Origin of the sequence: Tamilnaduibacter salinus (assembly GCF_003096655.1) — a bacterium.
GTDB classification, from domain to species: Bacteria; Pseudomonadota; Gammaproteobacteria; order Pseudomonadales; family Oleiphilaceae; genus Tamilnaduibacter; species Tamilnaduibacter salinus.
In genome coordinates, this window is sequence record NZ_QEKQ01000007.1 from 15,956 (window position 1) to 36,340 (window position 20,385).

General features: G+C 59.5%; 18 protein-coding genes. 9 read left to right on the forward strand and 9 right to left on the reverse strand.

Going from position 1 to position 20,385, the window contains the following annotated elements:
* Nucleotides 1-10 precede the first annotated feature (10 nt).
* Entirely contained in the window at nucleotides 11-784 is a 774-nt protein-coding gene (locus C8D92_RS11060) for an ABC transporter permease (protein WP_095611719.1), read from the reverse strand.
* The gene (locus C8D92_RS11065; protein WP_095611718.1) at nucleotides 781-1,722 is read right to left on the reverse strand and encodes an ABC transporter ATP-binding protein; all 942 of its coding nucleotides are present in this window, start codon (nucleotides 1,720-1,722) and stop codon (nucleotides 781-783) included. Before C8D92_RS11065 ends, C8D92_RS11060 begins: the two co-directional genes overlap by 4 nt.
* 188 nt (nucleotides 1,723-1,910) lie before the next feature.
* Between C8D92_RS11065 and C8D92_RS11070 the strand changes: the two genes are divergently transcribed.
* A complete protein-coding gene (locus C8D92_RS11070) occupies nucleotides 1,911-3,056 on the forward strand; it encodes an organic solvent ABC transporter permease (protein WP_095611717.1) in 1,146 nt (381 codons plus the stop codon).
* A gap of 9 nt (nucleotides 3,057-3,065) precedes the next feature.
* Here C8D92_RS11070 and C8D92_RS11075 read toward each other — a convergent pair whose 3' ends face one another.
* The 3 genes from C8D92_RS11075 to C8D92_RS11085 form a co-directional block, all read right to left on the reverse strand.
* Nucleotides 3,066-4,364, reverse strand: coding sequence for a cyclic di-GMP phosphodiesterase (locus C8D92_RS11075; RefSeq protein WP_095611716.1), 1,299 nt, complete (start codon nucleotides 4,362-4,364; stop codon nucleotides 3,066-3,068).
* 188 nt (nucleotides 4,365-4,552) lie between these two features.
* Nucleotides 4,553-5,179, reverse strand: coding sequence for a hypothetical protein (locus C8D92_RS11080; RefSeq protein ID WP_228151243.1), 627 nt, complete (start codon nucleotides 5,177-5,179; stop codon nucleotides 4,553-4,555).
* Nucleotides 5,176-5,457: a PilZ domain-containing protein gene (locus tag C8D92_RS11085; protein WP_322852823.1), complete on the reverse strand. Its 282-nt coding sequence runs from the start codon at nucleotides 5,455-5,457 to the stop codon at nucleotides 5,176-5,178. The genes C8D92_RS11080 and C8D92_RS11085 overlap by 4 nt, the downstream gene beginning before the upstream one ends.
* Nucleotides 5,458-5,653: 196 nt before the next feature.
* On the opposite strand from C8D92_RS11085, the gene C8D92_RS11090 reads away from it, so the two are divergent.
* Together C8D92_RS11090 and C8D92_RS11095 are read left to right on the forward strand one after the other, a co-directional pair.
* Entirely contained in the window at nucleotides 5,654-6,673 is a 1,020-nt protein-coding gene (locus C8D92_RS11090) for a Fe(3+) ABC transporter substrate-binding protein (protein ID WP_095611715.1), read from the forward strand.
* A gap of 71 nt (nucleotides 6,674-6,744) precedes the next feature.
* A complete protein-coding gene (locus C8D92_RS11095; protein ID WP_095611714.1) occupies nucleotides 6,745-8,436 on the forward strand; it encodes an ABC transporter permease in 1,692 nt (563 codons plus the stop codon).
* Between the two features lie 9 nt (nucleotides 8,437-8,445).
* Here the strand turns inward: C8D92_RS11095 and C8D92_RS11100 are convergent, their stop codons facing one another.
* Both C8D92_RS11100 and C8D92_RS11105 read right to left on the reverse strand, forming a co-directional pair.
* Nucleotides 8,446-8,922 carry a YiiD C-terminal domain-containing protein gene (locus C8D92_RS11100; RefSeq protein ID WP_095611713.1) on the reverse strand — a complete coding sequence of 159 codons (477 nt, stop codon included), beginning with the start codon at nucleotides 8,920-8,922 and terminating at the stop codon, nucleotides 8,446-8,448.
* Nucleotides 8,923-9,024: 102 nt separating this feature from the next.
* Nucleotides 9,025-10,695, reverse strand: coding sequence for an AMP-binding protein (locus tag C8D92_RS11105; RefSeq protein WP_116919401.1), 1,671 nt, complete (start codon nucleotides 10,693-10,695; stop codon nucleotides 9,025-9,027).
* A gap of 260 nt (nucleotides 10,696-10,955) precedes the next feature.
* On the opposite strand from C8D92_RS11105, the gene C8D92_RS11110 reads away from it, so the two are divergent.
* From C8D92_RS11110 to C8D92_RS11125, 4 genes are all read left to right on the forward strand, one after another.
* Nucleotides 10,956-11,351 (forward strand): hypothetical protein, encoded by a 396-nt coding sequence (locus tag C8D92_RS11110; RefSeq protein ID WP_133243128.1) that lies wholly within the window; start codon nucleotides 10,956-10,958, stop codon nucleotides 11,349-11,351.
* A gap of 109 nt (nucleotides 11,352-11,460) precedes the next feature.
* Complete coding sequence (locus C8D92_RS11115; RefSeq protein WP_116919403.1) at nucleotides 11,461-12,429, forward strand: ABC transporter substrate-binding protein; 969 nt, start codon at nucleotides 11,461-11,463, stop codon at nucleotides 12,427-12,429.
* 27 nt (nucleotides 12,430-12,456) lie between these two features.
* On the forward strand, nucleotides 12,457-13,353 hold the full coding sequence (locus C8D92_RS11120; protein ID WP_095611709.1) for an ABC transporter permease: 897 nt from the start codon (nucleotides 12,457-12,459) through the stop codon (nucleotides 13,351-13,353).
* A gap of 4 nt (nucleotides 13,354-13,357) precedes the next feature.
* Nucleotides 13,358-14,152 (forward strand): ABC transporter ATP-binding protein, encoded by a 795-nt coding sequence (locus tag C8D92_RS11125; protein WP_116919404.1) that lies wholly within the window; start codon nucleotides 13,358-13,360, stop codon nucleotides 14,150-14,152.
* 62 nt (nucleotides 14,153-14,214) lie between these two features.
* On the opposite strand, the gene C8D92_RS11130 is transcribed toward C8D92_RS11125, so the two are convergent.
* On the reverse strand, nucleotides 14,215-15,045 hold the full coding sequence (locus tag C8D92_RS11130; protein WP_116919405.1) for a DUF6160 family protein: 831 nt from the start codon (nucleotides 15,043-15,045) through the stop codon (nucleotides 14,215-14,217).
* Nucleotides 15,046-15,682: 637 nt separating this feature from the next.
* Here C8D92_RS11130 and C8D92_RS11135 point away from each other — a divergent pair.
* Both C8D92_RS11135 and C8D92_RS11140 read left to right on the forward strand, forming a co-directional pair.
* Nucleotides 15,683-17,821: an adenosylcobalamin-dependent ribonucleoside-diphosphate reductase gene (locus tag C8D92_RS11135; RefSeq protein WP_116919406.1), complete on the forward strand. Its 2,139-nt coding sequence runs from the start codon at nucleotides 15,683-15,685 to the stop codon at nucleotides 17,819-17,821.
* Between the two features lie 30 nt (nucleotides 17,822-17,851).
* On the forward strand, nucleotides 17,852-18,550 hold the full coding sequence (locus C8D92_RS11140) for a TSCPD domain-containing protein (RefSeq protein ID WP_116919407.1): 699 nt from the start codon (nucleotides 17,852-17,854) through the stop codon (nucleotides 18,548-18,550).
* 226 nt (nucleotides 18,551-18,776) lie between these two features.
* Here C8D92_RS11140 and C8D92_RS11145 read toward each other — a convergent pair whose 3' ends face one another.
* Complete coding sequence (locus C8D92_RS11145) at nucleotides 18,777-20,123, reverse strand: cyclic di-GMP phosphodiesterase (RefSeq protein ID WP_116919408.1); 1,347 nt, start codon at nucleotides 20,121-20,123, stop codon at nucleotides 18,777-18,779.
* Nucleotides 20,124-20,385 lie beyond the last annotated feature (262 nt).

Here is a 20,385-nt window from a genome sequence, read left to right on the forward strand (position 1 = left end):
GAGCACCTCATCAATGCCGGATACCCCGGCCGCGGGATAGCATCCGCAGCGATACGGTGGAAAGGATCACGATAAAGACCGCCACCATCGCCAGCGACACCCACACGTTCACGTCCGAGACGCCCAGAATACCGTGGCGGAAGGCATTCACCATATACAGGATGGGGTTGATCATTGAGACGCCCTGCCAGAACTCCGGCAGCATCTGGATCGAGTAGAACACGCCGCCGAGATAGGTCAGCGGCGTCAGCACGAACGTGGGTACGATGGAGATATCGTCGAACTTCGTGGCCAGCATGGCGTTAATGAACCCACCCAGCGAGAAGAGCATCGAGGTCATGATCACCGTCAGGATGGTCGCGCTGACGCTGTACATCTGCAGGTCCGTAAAGCCCAGCGAAAGCAGCGTGACGATCAGTCCGACCCCCAGGCCGCGCGCCATGCCCCCGGCCACATAGCCGGCCAGGATGACCCAGTTCGGTACCGGTGATACCAGCAGTTCTTCGATGCTGCGCTGGAACTTCATGCCGAAGAACGAAGACACAACGTTGGCGTAGGAGCTGGTGATGACGGACATCATGATCAGCCCCGGTACGATGAACGCCATGTAGTCGAACCCTTCCATCGGGCCGATCCGCGAGCCGATCAGGTTGCCGAAGATCACGAAGTACAGCGTCATGGTGACGGCGGGCGGCAGCAGTGTCTGCGGCCAGATCCGCGTGAACCGGCGGATTTCGCGGACCACGATGGTGGTGAATGCGGTCCAGATTGCGCTGGGATTCATGCGCTCGCCTCCTGTTGGTCGCCGCTGCCCTCTTCCACCAGCTTCAGGAAGAGTTCCTCCAGACGGTTGGACTTGGTCCGCATACTGGTGACCTCGATACCGGCATCACTGAGCTCGCGGAACAGCGCATTCAGCGGGTGACCACGCTGCACGTCTGCCTCCAGCTGCCCTTCGCCATTCAGGCGGGTGTCAAAGTCCGCCAGCGCAGGCGCCTCACCCAGTGGCTCGGCGACATCCAGGACAAACGTTTCCATGCTGAGCTGGCGCAGCAGATCACGCTTGCTGGTGTTCTTGACGATGCGTCCCTCATCGATGATGGCAATGTGGCGGCAGAGGGCTTCCGCCTCTTCCAGATAGTGGGTGGTGAGGATGATGGTCGTGCCCCGCCGGTTCATTTCTTCCAGGAACGTCCACATGGAGCGGCGCAGCTCAATATCCACACCGGCGGTGGGCTCATCGAGAATCAGCAGACGCGGTTCATGGACCAGCGCCCGGGCAATCATCAGGCGACGCTTCATGCCACCGGAAAGCATCCGGGCCGGCGAGTTGCGTTTGTCCCAGAGTCCGAGCTGTCGCAGGTAGCGTTCGGCCGATTCCGCAGCTTTTTTCGTCGGAATACCGTAGTAACCCGCCTGCGTCACCAGGATGTCGAACACCTTTTCGAACTGGTTGAAGTTCATTTCCTGCGGCACAACGCCCAGATTCATCTTGGCTCTCGCCAGATCCGTGTCGATGCTGTGACCGAACACCTCGACGGTGCCGCCGGTCTTGTTGACCAGCGAACAGACGATGCCCAGTGTGGTCGATTTGCCCGCCCCGTTGGGCCCGAGCAGTGCAAAAAAATCACCGCTCTGGACCGTCAGATCAATGCCTTTGAGGGCCTGAAAGCCGCCTTCGTAGGTCTTATTGAGATTCCGAATCCGGAGTGCGTCGTTCATGATGTCGCCCGGTCTGGAGAATGAAGGATCGTAAGGGTCCTATCTTGTGATGAATTCCGCAAGTTCAAGCCGTTCGACCGTCGTCGATCAACTGCGCAAACTGCGACGGGCGTCCGGTAAAGACGTGCACGGATTCTTATAATCGCGGAATACATACGCGACCAACTGCGCAGGGACCACTCGACTGTATGATAAGAACAACGCTGAGCCTCGCCCTGGCCCTCGGGCTCACCGGCTGTGTCCTGGATGACAGCGGTGACGATGGCAACGCCGCCGCCACGGGGCAGCTGACCCTTGGCGGTATCGCCGGCCTCAACTACGACACCCAAAGCCAGACCGGAACCACCAACGATCGCGGCACATTTCGATATTTCGAAGGCGAGAACGTGACTTTTCGCGTGGGAGATCTCGTGGTCGGCGAGTCGGTGCCAACGGACCCCATCATCACGCCACTGGAGTTCCTCCCCGAAACCCGCCAGCAATTGCAGCAACCGCTGACCAACGAACTGGGCCTGCTCAGCCACCGCCCAGTCGAGGAGCAGGTGGTGAGCAACACCACGCTATTGAACATTACCCGATTCCTGATGGTGATGGACGAAGACCAGTCCACCTCAGAGGGCAGTGATCTTCAGATCACGGACCGCACTCTGGATCAATTCCGGGACCTTCGCCAGCAACTGGAGGAGCCGATTGACTTTACGGTCTCCGCGTCGGACTTCAACCAGGGCGGCAAGCAGCCGGACACCAATGAAGAGCCCGATCCCGGTGCCGAGCGGTCACCGGTCAACTGGGTGCTTGAACGCATCTGCTTCGAGCCGGCGGACAGCGAGCTTTGCGACGATCCGCCTACGCCCACCGAAATCAGCAACGCACCGGTGGCCCCCGAGGACGATACGGAGCGGGACCCGGATGTGGAGTACCAGGACGACCTTCAACAGAAGCGGGACCGAATCCTGGGCGCCCAGCGCAGCATCGGGGATGTGAGCGAGTCCGACGCCGAAGACTATCTGCTTCGCGAACTGGATGAGATCACCGTCGACATCGCCAACCGCTACTACCTCGACACCGTCACCCAGACCGTCAGTGAAGGTGATGAATCGGTCCGGGAGGTGACTGTACTGAAGGTGGGTGGCGGGATCGAAATTGACCGTATCGAGGCCATCAGCACCAACCCGTCGGCGCTCACCATTCACAGCACGCACGCTGAAAGCGGCACGGTCGAATATTTTGTGAGCGGGGATGCCGGTACGGAGGTGGAGTTAATCATCAATTTCCGCCCGGTCGGTGATTATCGCTGGGTGCAGAAGCCCCTGCGGGTCGTCATCGAAGAGTAGCCGCCCGCGTCAGCCGACCAGGCGTTTGATGCTCCATCGGGATACTCTGGCACCGGTGACCTCATACTGCATCGGGTTCAGCCCTGCGGTGCCGAGCGGCAGGCATGCGGTGATGTTAAGCGTCTGCGAGGCATCACGGCCTTTGTTGTACTCGGCCAGGTTGATGATGCGGCCCTTTTTCAGCGGCTGGTGTTCCTGGTCGGTCATGACCATCACACGCGGCCAGAGCCGGCGCTCTGGTGAATGTGAGATAACAGCGCCGCGCTGACCGTCGCTGAGCTGCACCAGCGTGCCGGTCGGATACAGTCCCACCGACTGGATGAACCGCTCTACCAGATCCTCCTGGAAGGCGATATTCCGCAGTTCGTAGAGGTGAGCCACGGCCTGCGCGGACGTCATGGGGCGACGGCCCGGGCGCGGTTCCACCAGTGACTCGTAGTAGTCCACCAGACCCGCGATCTTGCCCAGAAGCGGGATCCGGTCGCCCCGCAGTCCGGACGGGAAACCGGACCCATTGTGACGCTCGCGGTGATAGCGCACGACGCTCAGTACCGGACGTGCCACATCCGCGTCTTTCAGGCGCCGAACACCGTATTCGACGTACTTCTGGAACGTGCGGTAGTCGTCCGCGTTGAGCCGATCCTCATTCTGGACGATCGATTCCGGCAGATCGAGTTTGCCCACGTGCGCAAGCAGTGTGCCCATGGCAAGGCTGTGCAGCGCATTTTCGTCAATACCGAAGTGTCGGCCACAGATCAGAGCCCATACCGAGGCGTTCATGGCATGGCGGTAGCTGTGGTCGTCGTGTTCGCGAATCCGGGTCATCCAGAGCAGCGCATCCGGGTGACGGACCACGCTCTCCATCATGCCACGGGCCACCCGCGATACGGCCCTCAGATCCGGCGCCTCGCCGTCACGAAACTGCCGGGTCACACCCTGCAGCGCCGCCTCCGCGTCTTCCAGAACAACCGACGCCTGACGAGCCTCCTTCTTCATGGACGTCTGGACGTCGTACTGGCGGGGTTGCCGGATGTGGATGGGGGGCAGCTTGATCGCTACGTTCTGATCCTTGCGTTTGCGCCCCGGTGGCGAAAAGGTGTCGTCGTCCGGGGTGGAAACGTCACGCCCTTCCGCCACATCAATCATCACCCACTTACAATGGGAGATCAGTGACTGGATTTCGTGCTGGTGGCGAATGTGAAAACCCTGGATGGGGAACGGTGTCTGGTGCCACGGGCAGTCCAGATCAGACACGAACATCCCGATCTCAAGATCATGTGCTGCGACTTTTTTCTGTCGAACGCCCACGGTACACCTCGACTCCAGATTTCACGGTTTTTGACACTGTCTATTGTGCCTGTCTGGCAGCCAGAGGCCATTACAATTTCGTAGCGACTCGTCACCATTCACTGACATCGGGTTACCTATCTTGTCACTTCGCAACATCGTGTGTCGGTGTGACGGCTGTAACAAATCCGGTGCCGACCCGATCGCTGTTACTCGTCGTCGCAGACGGCATCTCCCAGCTCTGGCGGCCCGGCCTCCAGGCTGTAGCGCGGTGCCTTGCGTACGGCAATGGAATAGGGGACAGCGGATGCCCGGACGTAGTCCCGGTTTTCAGCCTCCTCGCCGGAGCCACGCTGGGTGTTGATCGGCTCGCAATCCACCCGCAGCGCCAGTTCCCCCTCCAGTGCTTCCAGCCGGTCAGCGTTTGTCACCGCCATGCAAACCGTTCCGGGCTCAACCGGCTCGCCAGTACGTGCCAGCCGGTCCTGCCCCGGTTCGCCACACGCGCGAACCCCCTCACTGGCGCAGCCTGAGTCACCCTGGGGCACCCCCTTCAACCGCCAGACCCGGGTACTGCACTGTGTCTCAACGGTCAAAGCAGTCGCCACAACATCAGCCCCCGGCCACCACGCCGGGTACTCAGCGGTATGCCAGACCACACGCACACGCCGGTCCTCGCCCGACGAATTCTCCGCAGGGAACACCGCATAATGGGTATAGTGAGATGCACAGCCGGCCATCACAAGAGCGAACCCACCGACCAGCGCCCCCGAGAGGCGGCCCCGCCAGCGCCCGAAGGAACGTTCCCGTTGAACCAGAGGCGGTCTTGTGCTCATTCGTCATCATCCTCATCGACAAGCTGCATGCCGATACCATCCTCGGCATATCGCACCACCTTCATCGCCCGGATCGGTGCTGGCACCGGCATGTCTTGAACCTGAACCCTAACCCGGTCCCCAACGGCAGGAAGCCATTCCGGGTCATTCACTTCGACAAAAACCCCGCTGTCGGAGATGTCCCGCGTTAGAAATATCTTCTCTCCAAGCGTCTCATGCGTGATCAGGAGCTTCGCGGTCATGGGGGTGCGGAGGTGTTTTCGGCGATCACGGGACATAATCAAAAAGGCCTACAGGTTGTTGTTATCCATCGTGTTGAAGAGCATAGCATCATCAGCCGTGCCCTTCCCGACCGATACCGCCCCGCTTTTCCTTTTTCTCGCAAAACCCAACAAGAATGGTTATTATCACGTTTATCGAAAACAGCGAACTGACAGAACGCCCACGCAGTAAAACGAGAATAAGGACAGTGACATGAAGCTACGAAACATCATTCTAGGCAGCGCACTGGCGGCCAGCACATTCATGCCAGCGGCGGCCAGCGCCAGTGGTGACGTCAACATCTACTCCTACCGCCAGGCCTATCTGCTGGAACCTCTGCTCGATGCCTTTACCGAGAAAACCGGCATTGACGCCAATGTGGTGTTCGCCAAAAAGGGGTTGGCTGAGCGCCTGGCCCGCGAAGGTGAGAACAGTCCGGCGGATCTGGTGCTGACCACCGATATATCACGGCTCAATGAACTGGTGGAGCGGGGCCTGACCCAAAGCGTCGTGACAGACACGCTAAACGACAACATCCCGTCCAGTCTGCGCCACTCCGAGGGACTGTGGTACGGCCTCACGACACGTGCCCGTCTCATCTTTGCCTCCAATGAGCGGGTCGAGGAAGGGGCGATCACCACCTACGAGGAGCTGGCCGACGAGCGCTGGGATGACCGGATCTGCACCCGGAGTGGCAAGCACCCCTACAACATTGCCCTCTTCAGCTCGATGATCGCACACCACGGTGTCGAGGAAGCCGAGCAATGGCTTGAAGGCCTCAAGGACAACCTGGCCCGCAAGCCCCAGGGAGGCGACCGCGACCAGATCAAGGCGATTGCCGCTGGCGAATGCGATCTGTCCATCGGCAACAGCTACTACTACGGGAAGATGCTGCAGGACGAGAATCAGAAGGCCATTGCCAATCAGGTTCACCTGGTGTTCCCCAACGCTGATGACCGCGGCACGCACGTCAATGTCAGTGGTATGGCAATGACTCAGAGCGCCCCGAACCGGGACAACGCCGTCAAACTGATGAACTACCTCGCCTCAGAAGAGGCGCAGTCGATTTACGCCCGTGTGAACTTTGAGTACCCGGCCAACCCAGCCGTCGCGCCATCCGAACTGGTCTCGGGCTGGGGCACCCTGAACCGCGACGATCTACCACTGGAAACCATCGCCGATTATCGTGAGGAGGCGGTCAAGATGGTGGATCGGGTCCGGTACGACAACTGATTCCGCCCATGGGAAAGCGGGCAGTCTGATACAATCGCCCGCTTTCTCATGACACCCGGCCAAGCACTTCTATGACACAGGCGACCTCGTCGGACCCCGCAATCAGCACCTCGCGTTACACGCTGACCCATCGAACGGGCAAACGGTGGTTTTTCGGGGCCGCTGCCACCACCGCCCTGGTCGCCCTGCCGATCATTGCGGTCATGGTTCTGGCGTTTTTCCCGGAATCGAACGTCTGGCCCCACCTGGTCTCCACCACACTCCCGCTCTACCTTGAGAACACGGCCCTGCTGATGTTGGGCGTCGCTGTGACGACACTGGGCCTGGGCATTCCCTGCGCGTGGATTGTCACCATGTGCCAGTTTCCCGGGCGCCGGGTGCTGGAGTGGGCGTTGTTGCTGCCGTTCGCCGTGCCGGCCTACGTCATCGCCTATGTCTACACGGATCTGCTGGACTATGCGGGGCCCATCCAGAGTACGTTGAGAGCCGCGTTTGGCTGGGAGAGTGCCGGGGACTACTGGTTTCCCGCCATCCGGACGCTGACCGGCGCCATCATCATGATCGGCCTGGTGCTCTACCCGTACATCTACCTGCTCGCCCGGGCGGCGTTCATGGAACAGTCGCCGTCCCTGTTTGCAGTCAGTCGCAGCCTCGGTCGTTCCCGCACGGCGACCTTTTTCCGGGTCGTGCTGCCCGTCGCACGCCCGGCGATTGCGGTGGGCCTGTCGCTGGTGCTGATGGAGACACTGAACGATTTTGGGACAGTGGATTTTTTCGCCGTGAACACCCTGACGCGAGGGCTGTTCGACACCTGGATGAACCTTGGCAATCTCGGGGGTGCGGCGCAGATCGCCATGGTCATGCTAACGTTCATGGTCGTGCTGGTCACACTCGAGCGCCTGTCCCGACGCCGCCAGCAGCAATACGCGGCGCGAGATCTCCGCGACCCCGTCCATCGATTCCGCCCCCGACGCTCCGTCCAGGCATTCTGCCTGGTATTCTGTGCGATGCCGGTCGTGCTTGGGTTTCTCGTTCCCGCCGGTGTACTGGGGCACTATGCCTGGCTTTATCTGGACGAAAGCTGGACCGAGTCATTTCTGGAGACGACCTGGAACAGCCTGTTCCTCGCCTCCATGGCCGCGCTGTCCACCACAGTGATCGGTCTGGTGCTGGCGTACAGCCGCCGGCTTCATGACACGCCGGTGATGAAAGCCCTGCTGCGTCTCTCGTCCCTGGGGTACGCCATGCCCGGCGCGGTTCTGGCAGTCGGCGTCATCATCCCGCTTGCGGCATTCGATAACTGGTTCGATGGGCTGATGGAGCAATTCCTGGGGTGGAACAGCGGGCTGCTGCTGAGCGGATCGGCATTCGCCATTATTTTCGCCTACACCGTGCGGTTTCTGGCCGTTTCGGCTGGCAGCCTTGAGTCGGCGCTTCAGAACGTGACGCCCAACATGGACATGGCCTCCCGCTCGCTGGGGAGTCCGCCGGCGCGGACACTGTTGCGGGTGCACCTGCCGATGCTTCGAGGGACCATGCTCACGGCGGCGCTGGTCGTCTTTGTGGATTGCATGAAGGAACTGCCGGCGACACTGATCCTCAGGCCCTTCAATTTCCAGACACTGGCAACCCACGTGTACCAGTTCGCCTCGGATGAGATGCTGGGCCAGAGCGCCCTGCCCGCTCTGCTGATCGTGACAGCGGGCATCATCCCGATCGTTCTGATGAGCCGCTCGATCAGCCGGTCGCGGGAGTTTCAGTAAGTCAGCGAATTACCTCTGGTCCTGCGAGCGCGGGACGGTCACCACGAAGCGCCCGCTAAAGGTGGCCGCCGGCGTCGCTCCGGCCGCGTCCTGAGAGTAGACCGTGGATTCCAGACACAGCCGACCGATGCCCCGACGATCCACGCTGCGTTCGAACCGCTGCATGTCCTCCGCGCCGGGGAGGGAGCATCGGGCCAACAGGTCTCCACTGAGCGGCTGACCGTAATCGATGGCGCCGGACTGGATCACCACTTCGCCCTCGAGGCCCTGATCCTCCACCCACAGCTCCAGCAACGACCAGGCCGCGGTCACCGCCACGGCATAGATGCTGCCACCGAAGCCGGTGCCCTGGTGGTTGTGGTTCAACGACAGCGGCGCGTGCACTTCGATGTCGCGGCCAGAAAAGGCAGTCAGCGTCACCCCAAGCGATCGGGTGAGCGGAATCAGGGTGTTGATGCGCTCCTGAAAGCGGGCAAGACGGGTCATGGGTTATCCTCCTTGGCACCCAGTGTAGGACGCCCGTCCGGCTTGCCCAATTCGACCAAAGGCGGTCGCCCGCCCCCGCTCTGGGGCGGGGGCTGGAGCGGATTACTCCCAGATGATCGCCTCACCGGCGCGGTACCAGTCGTCGACCCTGTCAGCGTAGGCGTCTTCCACGACGTTCCGTTTGAGCTTCAGGGTCGGGGTGAGGAAATCGTTCTCCATGGTCCATTCTCCGTCCACGACGGCGATGAATTTGAGCTTTTCATGAGGGTCCACGGATTGGTTGATCTGGGCCATCAGCTCAGTGAAGCTCTTTTCCAGCTCCTCACGGAACTCGGGGTCTGAGGACTTGCTCAGCGCCTCCTCCGAGAGCATCACCAACGCGTGCGGCTGCGTCTGGTTGGCACCGGAGACGCACACCATCTCCACGTCGGGATGGCTCATCAACTGATTCTCGATGGGCGCCGGGGCAATATACTTGCCCTTGCTGGTCTTGAAGATCTCCTTGATCCGCCCGGTAATCTTCAGGCGCCCCAGTTCATCCAGTTGGCCCTTGTCGCCCGTGCGGAGGTAACCATCCTCGGTGAAGGTCTGCCGGGTTTTCTCCTCGTCCCGGTAGTAGCCCATCATGGTCGCTGGGCTTTTGACCAGCACCTCACCCTCTTCGCTGATCTTCACGTCCACGCCCGGCAGGGGCTCGCCGACATACCCCGTGCGAGCCCGGCCCGGCCGGGTCGTGTGGGAGTAGGCAAAGTTCTCGGACATGCCGTACCCCTCAAGCAGCTCCAGCCCCAGGTTGCGGTACCACTCGAGGATGTCATGGGACAGCGGCGCCGACCCACTGCCAGCGAATTTGACGTGTTGAAGACCGAGGTTGGTCAGCACCTTCTTCTTGATGATCCGGTTCAATACCGGAATGCGCAGCAGCCGATCGAGCTTCTTCTGGGGCATCTTCTCGAAGACCCCGTGCTGGAACTTGGTCCAGATGCGTGGAACGGCAAGGAACAGGGTCGGCTCCGCCCGGCGCAGGTCTTCCACGAATGTATCCAGCGACTCGGCAAAGTACACGCGGAACCCTCGTTTCATGGAACCGAGTTCCACCAGGTAACGCTCGAATACGTGTGACAACGGCAGATAGGACAGCATCCGTTCGTTCGCCGTGACTTCCAACAGCGATGTCCCACCCTCCGCGGCAATAGCCAGGCTCTTGAAGTCCAGCATGACCCCCTTGGGCCGGCCGGTGCTTCCGGAGGTGTAGACAATGGTCGCCAGCTCATCCGGATCACGCTGAACGTTCTCTTTCAGCGGCGGGTACTTGGCGACAAGGTCGTCCCAGGTGGGAAAGTCCGTTTTCGGACTCAGCGGAAAAGAGATGCAGTGGATGGCATCGGGAACACCACTTTTCATACCATCCCAGTCGTCCAGCTTGCCGACAAACAGGGCTTCACAGCCACTGTGTTCGAGAATGTACTGCACGGTATCCGCATTCAGCGTCGGGTACAGGGGCACGGAAATGTGTCCGGCCATCCAGATCGCCCAGTCAGCCATAATCCAGTGAGCGCAGTTCTTAGAGACAATCCCGATCCGGCTCTTTTCCGGCAGGTTGAGCGACTTGAGATAGGAAGCCATTCGCCGCGCTTCGCCGACGGCACGGCGCCAGGTGTAGTCCACGGTCTTGCCGCCACCAACCGGCTGGGTCATGTAGATCGACTCGGCGCGGGCGGTTTCCCAATGATAAATCATCTCCAGGGGAAGCGCTGTCTGTGCTGTCTCCATTTCTTTTCCTTACCCGGTTGTGGTTGTTATGGAAAAGACCCTATGCCAACTCTGTCACCAGCGTCAAAGCGGCCTCGCGAGCCGGAGGCCGATCTCAGTGAAATGGCCGACGGATGACGGCATGCCACAGCACTGTCATTGGTCTGTCGCATGTCAGTGGACGGGTCATGGTGACTCTCCGTTATACTGCATTAACTGCCGGATTTCACGGGATCCCAACCCGTTCACGGCAATTGCGCCCAAAAAGAGCGAATAATGGCATGGGTCTGAAAGACAGGAAGCAAGCGATGTACGTCTGTATCCACTGCCGCCAGGGGCTGATGGACCCGGTGGCACAACTGGACGAGGTCGGTCACCTGGATCGATATCAGTGCAGTTACTGCGGTCACCAGACCACAATCCCGCCGGTTGCCATTTCCGTTACTCAAGCGCTGTCATGCCTGGCCGGTGCCGGAATCGCCCTGTTTCTGCTGTTCCGCCATCTGGGCCAGGCGCTGCAGGCCTTCCAGCTTGGCAATGGCAACATGGTCACGGACCTGGGGCTCTCACTGCTCGCGACCATCCTCTTGGTCGGCTTTGTGGTGACCATCATCCAGGCCATCCAGAGCATGAAAACCCAGCTTCAGTACCGGCATGTTCCCCCGCGATCCGGGTAACAGCGGCGACTGGTTTTTGTGCTAAAATCCGGCCCTTTCGTTTTTGGGCGGCCCCGGAACCTTGATCTGCTCCGGCGCCGATTGATCCAGCATGATCCGGAGACACACCATGTTCAGCCGTTTAGTCAAAACCATGCTAGCGACCCTGCTGCTGGCCACCGCCTCACTCGTGCAGGCGGAACCAAAAACCGTTGCCGTCACCCAGATCGTCGAGCACCCCGCTCTCGATGCGGTCTATCAAGGCGTCCGTGACGAGCTGACGGAAAACGCGGGCTACCGCATTGGTGAGTCCATCAAGTTCATGCATGAAAGCGCCCAGGCGAATACCGCCACGGCGTCCCAGATCGCCCGCAAGTTTGTCGGTGCCAGTCCGGACGTGATTGTTGCCATTGCCACGCCGTCGGCGCAGACAGTCGCCGCCGCTGCCCGCAAAACGCCAGTCGTTTTTTCCGCGGTCACCGACCCGGTCGGCGCCAAACTCGTCGACAGCATGGAGAAACCAGGCGCCAACATTACCGGCATCACCGATATGCTGCCGATTGATCGCCACCTGGACATGCTCCAGCGCGTGGTACCGGATGCCACCCGCATCGGGACCGTCTATAATCCCGGCGAAGCCAATGCCGTGGCCCTGGTGGATGAAATCGAAAAGCGTTTCAAAGAGCGGGACGTCGAGCTGGTGAAAGCCGCCGCCACCAAGACGTCGGAAGTACTGGGCGCGGCCCGCTCACTGGTCGGCAAGGTGGATGCCATCTACATCACCACTGACAACACCGTGGTATCCGCTGCCGAAGCGGTGATGTCCGTCGGCGAACGTGCCGACATCCCGGTCTTCGCCGCGGATACCGCAACGGTCGAGCGCGGCGCCGTCGCCGCTCTGGGCTTCAACTACTACGACATGGGTCGCCAGACCGGGCAGGTTGTCGACCGCATCCTGAAAGGGGAAGCACCCGCTTCCATTCCGGTTCGTGGCATCGACAAGCTGTCTCTCCACGTCAACCCGGGAGCGGCGGAACGCATGGGCATCGCCCTGCCCCAATCCTTCGTTGATGACGCTGACAAGGTCATTTCCGAATAATCGCCCGACGATCAACGCAGGATCTCCATGCTCAGTGAAATCGCGCTTTACGGCGCCTTCGAGACGGGCCTGATTTACGGCATCGTCGCGTTTGGCGTCTATCTCTCATTCCGGGTGCTCCACTTCCCCGACCTGACCGTCGATGGCAGCTTCCCGCTCGGTGCGGCCGTGGCGGCCGTGATGATCATTGACGGCTTCAACCCCTGGCTGGCGACCGGTATGGCCCTGGTCGCCGGCATGGGCGCCGGTGCCGTGACGGCGCTGCTCAACGTCCGGCTCCACATCCTGAATCTGCTCGCGTCCATCCTGACGATGATTGCCCTGTATTCCGTCAACCTGCGCATCATGGGCCGTCCCAATATTGCCCTGCTCTCCGAAGAGACGGTGCTGACGCCCTGGTATGAGCTGGATCTGGCATTCCATCAGGTGCCGGTCGCGCTGTTCCTCCTCGTCTCTCTGGTCGGCCTGGTGATGCTCTGGCGGTTCATGCAGTCCGAGACCGGCCTAGCCATGCGGGCCACCGGCGCTAACCCACGAATGGCTCGCTCCCAGGGCATTGCCACCGGTTGGATGATTGTCCTTGGCATTGCCCTTTCCAACGGTCTTGTGGCCCTCGCGGGTGCTCTGTTTGCCCAGAGCCAGGGGGCCGCCGATGTCACGATGGGCGTTGGCGTGATTGTAATCGGGCTGGCGTCACTGATCGGCGGCGAGGCCGTGCTGACCCCCCGCAATGTCTTCCGCGCCCTGCTGGCCTGTCTTGTCGGCGCCATTCTCTACCGGCTCGCCATTGCCCTGGCTCTGAATGCGGATTTCGTGGGTCTCAAGACGCAGGACCTGAACCTGATTACCGCAGTTCTGGTGACGCTGGCGATTGTTCTCCCGAACGCCCGACACTCGGTCAAGTCATTCTTCTCGCGGAGCTGATGCCATGATTAGCGCAGACAACCTGCAACTGACTTTCGGCAAGGGAACACCGCTGGAGAATCCGGCTCTGCGTGGACTGAGTCTGAAAGTCGACCCGGGCGAGTTCGTGACGGTGATCGGCAGCAATGGCGCCGGCAAGAGCACGCTACTCAATGCCCTCTCCGGCGAGGTCATGGTTGACTCGGGCCAGATCATTGTGGACGACAAGGACGTCACCAAACTCCCCACACACCGTCGGGCGGACCGGGTGGCTCGGGTGTTTCAGGACCCATTGGCCGGCACCTGCGAGGATCTGACCATTGAGGAGAACATGTCCCTGGCCATCAAGCGGGGCATGCGACGGGGGCTGGGCTCTGGCGTCAAGAACCGTTACCGGAAGCGCTTCCGGGATGCGCTGGCGGAGCTGAATCTGGGGCTGGAGAATCGTCTTGGCGACCGGATGGGGTTGCTGTCCGGAGGACAGCGTCAGGCGGTCAGCCTGCTGATGGCCAGTCTGAACCCCTCCAGCATTCTGCTTCTGGACGAACACACAGCCGCCCTCGATCCGCGCACGGCCCGCTTCGTCCTGAACCTGACATGCAACATTGTTGAGCGCCATCGCAAGACGGCCCTGATGGTCACGCACAGCATGAAGCAGGCACTGGACGTCGGCAGCCGGACGGTCATGCTGCACCAGGGTCAGGTGGTATTCGATATCAGTGGCGAGGAACGTGAGGGGCTGGAGGTACCGGATCTGCTGTCGCTGTTCGAGAAGCAGCGGGGACTGGAGGTGACCGACGACAGCCTGCTGCTCGGCTGACGGTGCTTCTGGAAACACAGGGGACGGCCCGTTGCCGGGCGCCCCCTGCGACGGACGGGCACTTACTGGTGTCCGTAAACACGCATGTTGGTGCCACTTACTGACAGGTTGTCCATGGCCAGTGACCCAATGGACGTGCCACCGATCAGGACGCCGCCCACACGGATATCCGCCTCGAACTGCGCCAAATCAATCGCCAGACTACTATTACCGGTCGCGTTGTTGCCTTCATAGAGGTTCAGCTCCACCGGAGCGAAAACATCAAGGGGCTGCGGCGCGTCGAGGTCGTAGTCGGCACCGGTCACCACGACGTCCCGAACACCCAAGGCCAGGAACGGCGCATCAAAGTCCAAATCGTCGATGGCGATATCGGTCTGGATGTTCAGCGTGTCCGTTGCCGTGTCAACACGCAGGGTGCCGGAACCGATCAGGGCATCCATCTGGAAGTTGTCCATGATCGTCGTGGAGTCCGTGTTACCGGCGCCCTCGCCCTCGAGCACCCACTCCCCCGTGGCGACCCGCACATCCACCGCCCTAAGAAGACCTGCAGGCAGCAGATTGATAACGGCATCGCCGTCTGAAAGGACATCAATGTCCATCCGGAAATCATCCAGTAAGTCAGTTGGCGTGGAACCCGCCAAGTCCAGATTCATCTCCGAGAAAAAGTCCGTCCGGTTGGCACCACCGACAAAGACGTCGTTCACGGCGAGTGAGCCCTCGTCCGTATACCGAACTTCGTCGATGTTGATACGTGTCTGCAGCTCAATGGTCACGCCGGACTGGCCGGTCACGTTGCCCATCTGGCTGTCATCAAGTGGCTGGATTTCCGCCATCCCCAGGCCGGGTGCGAGACCGAGGCACAGCGCAACTGTGCTTGTTTTAAAACCTTTCATTTGATTGCTTCCCTGTTGCTTTTGTTGTCATCTGAACTTCCCGCAATCAATCACGAGAGACTGCATCAAAATCAAGGCCGTTTATTGTTGTTCTTGGCAAATGCTGGGCATAATCACCCCGCATACTCTCACTTTAGCGACACATCCATCGAGTCAACGTGCTCGCGATCACAAAACCGGGTTACAGGATGCAAATGCGACACAAACAACGCATCGCTCCGTTCTGCGACCCAATTGGTAACCGCGGAATCCGGTTATCAACTGAGCACTAGATCTAGTGCCATCGTTGCTGAAGGCCCAACCACGCGGTTTCAACAACAGGCAACCCCCGACAGATTGATTTTTCCCAATCCGCGACCATCTCCGATAGTTTCCTCGCCCTTCACAGACCACAATATGGTGTTATACTAAATCACCAATTGGCGGATATATTGGGTTTTCGAAAAGCGGGGTCGGTGCCTGGGAGCACCGGTTGTCAACCGCGTCCCCTCGGCCATGGCCGTCATTCGGGGAGTGAGCGGGTGGCAATGATCGAATTCCCGAACCACCAGATATAGTGTCCAGGCCGCTATAGCCGCCTGGACCCGACCTGCTGATCGGCAGACCTATAACGAGAACCGGACGTTTGAGGGCGGCAATGAGCGCGAAAGTACAGGAGCTGATATCCACCATTCCCTTCCAGGAAGCCTCGATCGACATCTGGAACAGTAAGTACCAGTTGAAGACCAAGAGCGGCGAACCTGTGGATCGGACCGTTGAGGACACCTACGAACGGGTGGCCCGCAAACTGTCCGAGGTCGAGGCAAAGGACCGTCGCAAGCAGTGTTTCAACGATTTCGTCTGGGCGCTCCAAAACGGGGCCATTCCCGCAGGCCGTATCACCTCGAATGCGGGCGCTGAAGCCCACAAGCCGGCCACGTCCACGATCAACTGCACCGTATCAGGCACGGTCAGCGACTCCATGAACGACATCCTGGAGAAAAACCATGAGGCCGGTCTGACACTGAAAGCCGGCTGCGGGATTGGCTACGAGTTCTCGACCCTGCGTCCGAAAGGCGCATACGTTGCCGGCGCCGGCGCGACCACCTCCGGCCCGCTGTCCTTTATGGATATTTTTGACCGCATGTGCTTTACGGTGTCTTCCGCCGGCGGCCGGCGTGGTGCCCAGATGGCCACCTTTGATGTTCACCACCCGGACGTTCTGGACTTCATCCAGGCCAAGCGCGAAGACGGCCGCCTGCGGCAGTTCAACCTGTCCCTGCTGGTGACCGAAGACTTCATTGAAGCGGTGAGAAACGGCGACGACTGGCACCTGTCTTTCCCCGTGACCCAGCAGGAAGTCGAGACTGAGAACCTCGACGTTCACGATCCGGAGCAGTTCGTCTTCCGGCCCTTCCCCACCCAGGAAGGGTATGTCATCAACGAAGATGGCGAGGTCGCCTGCCGGATCTACCGGACGGTCAAGGCCCAGTTCATCTGGGATGCGATCATGACGTCTACCTATGACTACGCCGAGCCTGGCTTCATCCTGATCGATAAGGTCAACCGGATGAACAACAACTGGTTCTGCGAAGACATCCGGGCCACCAATCCCTGTGGCGAGCAGCCGCTGCCGCCCTATGGCAGCTGCCTGCTGGGCTCGGTCAACCTCACACAGTTCGTGGACTACCCGTTTACGGACAAGGCCAGCTTCAACTACGAGAAGTACCGCAAGGTGGTCGGCATCTTCACACGGATGCTGGATAACGTGGTAGAAATCAACGGCCTGCCGCTCGACGAACAGCGTCACGAGATTGAGTACAAGCGCCGGCACGGCATGGGCATTCTGGGTCTCGGCTCGACGCTCGCCATGCTGCGGATGCCGTACGGCTCCAAAGAGTCCGTCGCCTTTACCGAAGACGTGGTCCGCGAAATGGCCGTGGAAGGCTGGCGCCAGTCACTGGCCCTCGGCCAGGAGAAAGGCCCGGCACCGATCATGAACGACGACTTCGAGATCACCCGCCGGATGCTGGCCATCTGCCCGAAGCTGAAGGAAGAAGGCTACAAGCTCGGTGACAGGCTCCCGGGACGCGTCCTGCACGCCCAGTACAGTGCGTATATGCAACAGATTGCCGATGTCGAGCCGGAGCTGGTTGCGGAACTGGCGGAGAAAGGCGGACGCTTCACGCATCACACCTCGATTGCGCCGACGGGCACCATCAGTCTGTCACTGGCCAACAATGCCAGTAACGGTATCGAGCCGAGCTTCTCGCACCACTATGCACGCAACATCATCCGGGAAGGCCGTAAGACCAAGGAGAAAGTCGACGTTTTCTCTTACGAGCTGCTGGCCTACCGGCATCTGATCAATGCCAAGGCCATGCCCTTCTCGGAAGAGGCGGACGCCAAACTGCCGGAATACTTCACCACGTCCGACGACGTGACGCCGACTCAGCACGTGGACATTCAGGCAGCGGCCCAGAAATGGGTGGATTCCTCAATATCCAAGACGGCGAATGTTCCGACAGAATTCCCTTATCCGGACTTCAAGGACATCTACATGTACGCCTACGAGAACGGACTCAAGGGCTGCACCACGTTCCGGTTCAACCCCGAGGCGTTCCAGGGTGTCCTGGTCAAACAGAAAGATCTGGAAAACACGCTGTACGAGTTCACCCTGGACGACGGGTCCAAGGTTAACGTCCGGGGCGATGAGGAAATCGAATACGACGGTGAGGTGCACACGGCTGCGAACCTCTTTGATGCACTCAAGGAAGGCACTTACGGCAAGTACTAAGCGCCCCGCACCAGAACAGGACAGAACATCATGACGGTAAAGATCGACAAAAACATCGTAGGCTATCGGGTCAAACCCAACGACTCGGCCGAACCCGCGGCTCCGGCGGCAAAAGAGGAAGAGCAGCACCAGCCGATCGAGATGAACGAGCACATCGAACGGCCGGATTTCCTGCTGGGCACGACCTACAAGATCAAGCCGCCGGTTGACGAGCATGCGATGTACATCACCATCAACGACATCCTGCTCAACGAGGACACGGATCACGAGGTTCGTCAGCCCTATGAGATCTTCATCAACTCCAAGTCGATGGAGCATTTCCAGTGGGTGATCGCCCTCACCCGGGTCATCTCCGCCGTATTCCGCAAAGGCGGCGATGTGACCTTCCTCGTGGAGGAGCTACGCTCGGTCTATGACCCCAACGGCGGGTACTTCCGTAAGGGCGGCGTTTTCATGCCCTCACTGGTGGCCGAAATTGGCGCCGTGATCGAGAAGCACATGAAGGCCATCGGGCTGATCGAAAGCGAGGAAATGAGCGAGGTCAGCCGACGCATCCTGGCGGAAAAGAAGGCCGAGTTCGAGTCCCGCCAAAAAGAGTCCAGCAACGATGGCGACACTGGCGGCTACCCCTCCAACGCGACCACGTGCGGCAAGTGCAACACCAAAGCCGTGGTGGTCATGGACGGCTGCGCGACCTGCCTGTCGTGTGGGGATTCGAAGTGTTCATAACCCCCTAAAAGTGGTTACTTATAACACCTAGCAGTTTTTCAATCGCTAACCCTCAGAGCCTTCCGTTCTGGGGGTTTTTTATGAATGTCCCCATCTCTCAAAACTCGACAACTGGCAAGCCCCCGATACAGTAGACACCTGAGGGCGTTACACTAACGCAAAGCCAAGCAGGTGTTCTGAGTGAGCGATGGGTCACCGATATAACCCATATCTGAACTGGTTCGGGTTACGTAGCGCCGCCGGTCTGATGACCCAGAGTGAGGCCGCTGTCAATAAAGCGCTGTAACACCACGCCGTAGGTGCCATCTGGCACCTCCTTGCCTATTTCAAGTACTTGGCCATCGTCATTCCGGGGTTTAAGGCTCAGGTCCAGTAGCCGAAACTTCGGCAGGCGCTCTTTGTTGGCATCACGAACCATCATAATACGTGGCCGTCGCCGGTTTTTCGGATTGGACGCGATCACGATGGCCACTTCCCCTGTTTTCATATCGACGATGGAACCGGGAGGATAAATGCCGATCATTTGCACGAATTCACGGGCCAGATCGGGATCAAACTGGGTTCCCCGGAATCGGTGAATGATCTCCAGCGCCTCCATAGACGACCGGCCCCGGTCGTAAACACGGTTGCTGGTGATGGCATCGTAGGTGTCCACAATCGCCACAATTTTTGCAAAATAGGGGATCTGATAGTCTTCCAGCCCTCGCGGGTAGCCTTTACCGTCCAGTCTCTCGTGGTGGTTGTAAGCGACATCGATCGTTGCGTGCGCCACCTTGGGCAGGGCCATCAACATGTCTCGTCCCCAATTGGCATGATTTTGCATGATAGCGTGTTCTTCTGGTGTCAGGGCTCCGGGTTTCTGGAGAATTTCGCTCGGGACTTTGGCTTTGCCAATGTCATGCAGCAATCCGCAAAGACCAAGTGTCCGAATTTCCTCTTCCAATAGTCCCAAACGTTTGCCGAAGGCGGCGCTCAGGATGGACACGTTGAGGCAATGTTCGGCGGTGTATTCGTCTTTGTGTTTCAGTTTCGTCAGGAGTAGAAGGGCATCGTCGTTGCGAAGAATGCTGTCAACACAGTCGTTCACCACTTCCCTGGCACGATTCAGGTCCAGGGCCCGGCCGACCCGAAGGCCTGACATGATACCGTCAGCAACCTTTTTCGCTTCACCGTAGTGACCAGTGGCGTTGCGAATTTCGTAGTTGACATCCACTTTGTTGACGTAGGTGACGCGTTTGGTGATCCGGCCTTCGCCGGAGTCCGGTTGAGGGCGACGTTTGGCCTTGACCTTTTTTTTTGTGTCTGGTCGCTGGCTATACTGGACGAATCTCGCCTTTTCCTTCCGCTTTAAATGCTCGCCGGGATGGGGCTCGTATTCGGTTTTTTTGACCTTACCTTCGATAGTGACTTTACGGCACTGTGACTGTAATGCGTCGATATCGTCCTGGCGCTGGATAATAAAGCCCTGCAACAGAAAGTCGGTTTCCTCCCAGGGGCGATCCAGTTTGGTGACGTGCATACCGATTCGAAGCTCAGAGACGTCAATCTCAAGCTCCGTCGTTTCGTAGCGCATAGAAGATGTCGTTCTCGGCGCAAAGCGAGTTTCAGCTTCATACAGAAAGGTAGTCACCGGGCCGTGAAATGTCACTATGCAGATTGTTCGTTTGCGAAACTGAATCTTGAAAATTTGTCAAAGCGGTTTCTCATGGTCGTTCGCAGGCTAACTGGTAACACTCAGCTTAGTTCCGAAATACTGAATGGTCGCATCAGGAAGTATTACCCCATGGCGATCTGGACCCGCGCACTTCGCCACGCTTGAAAACATCGCTAACGCC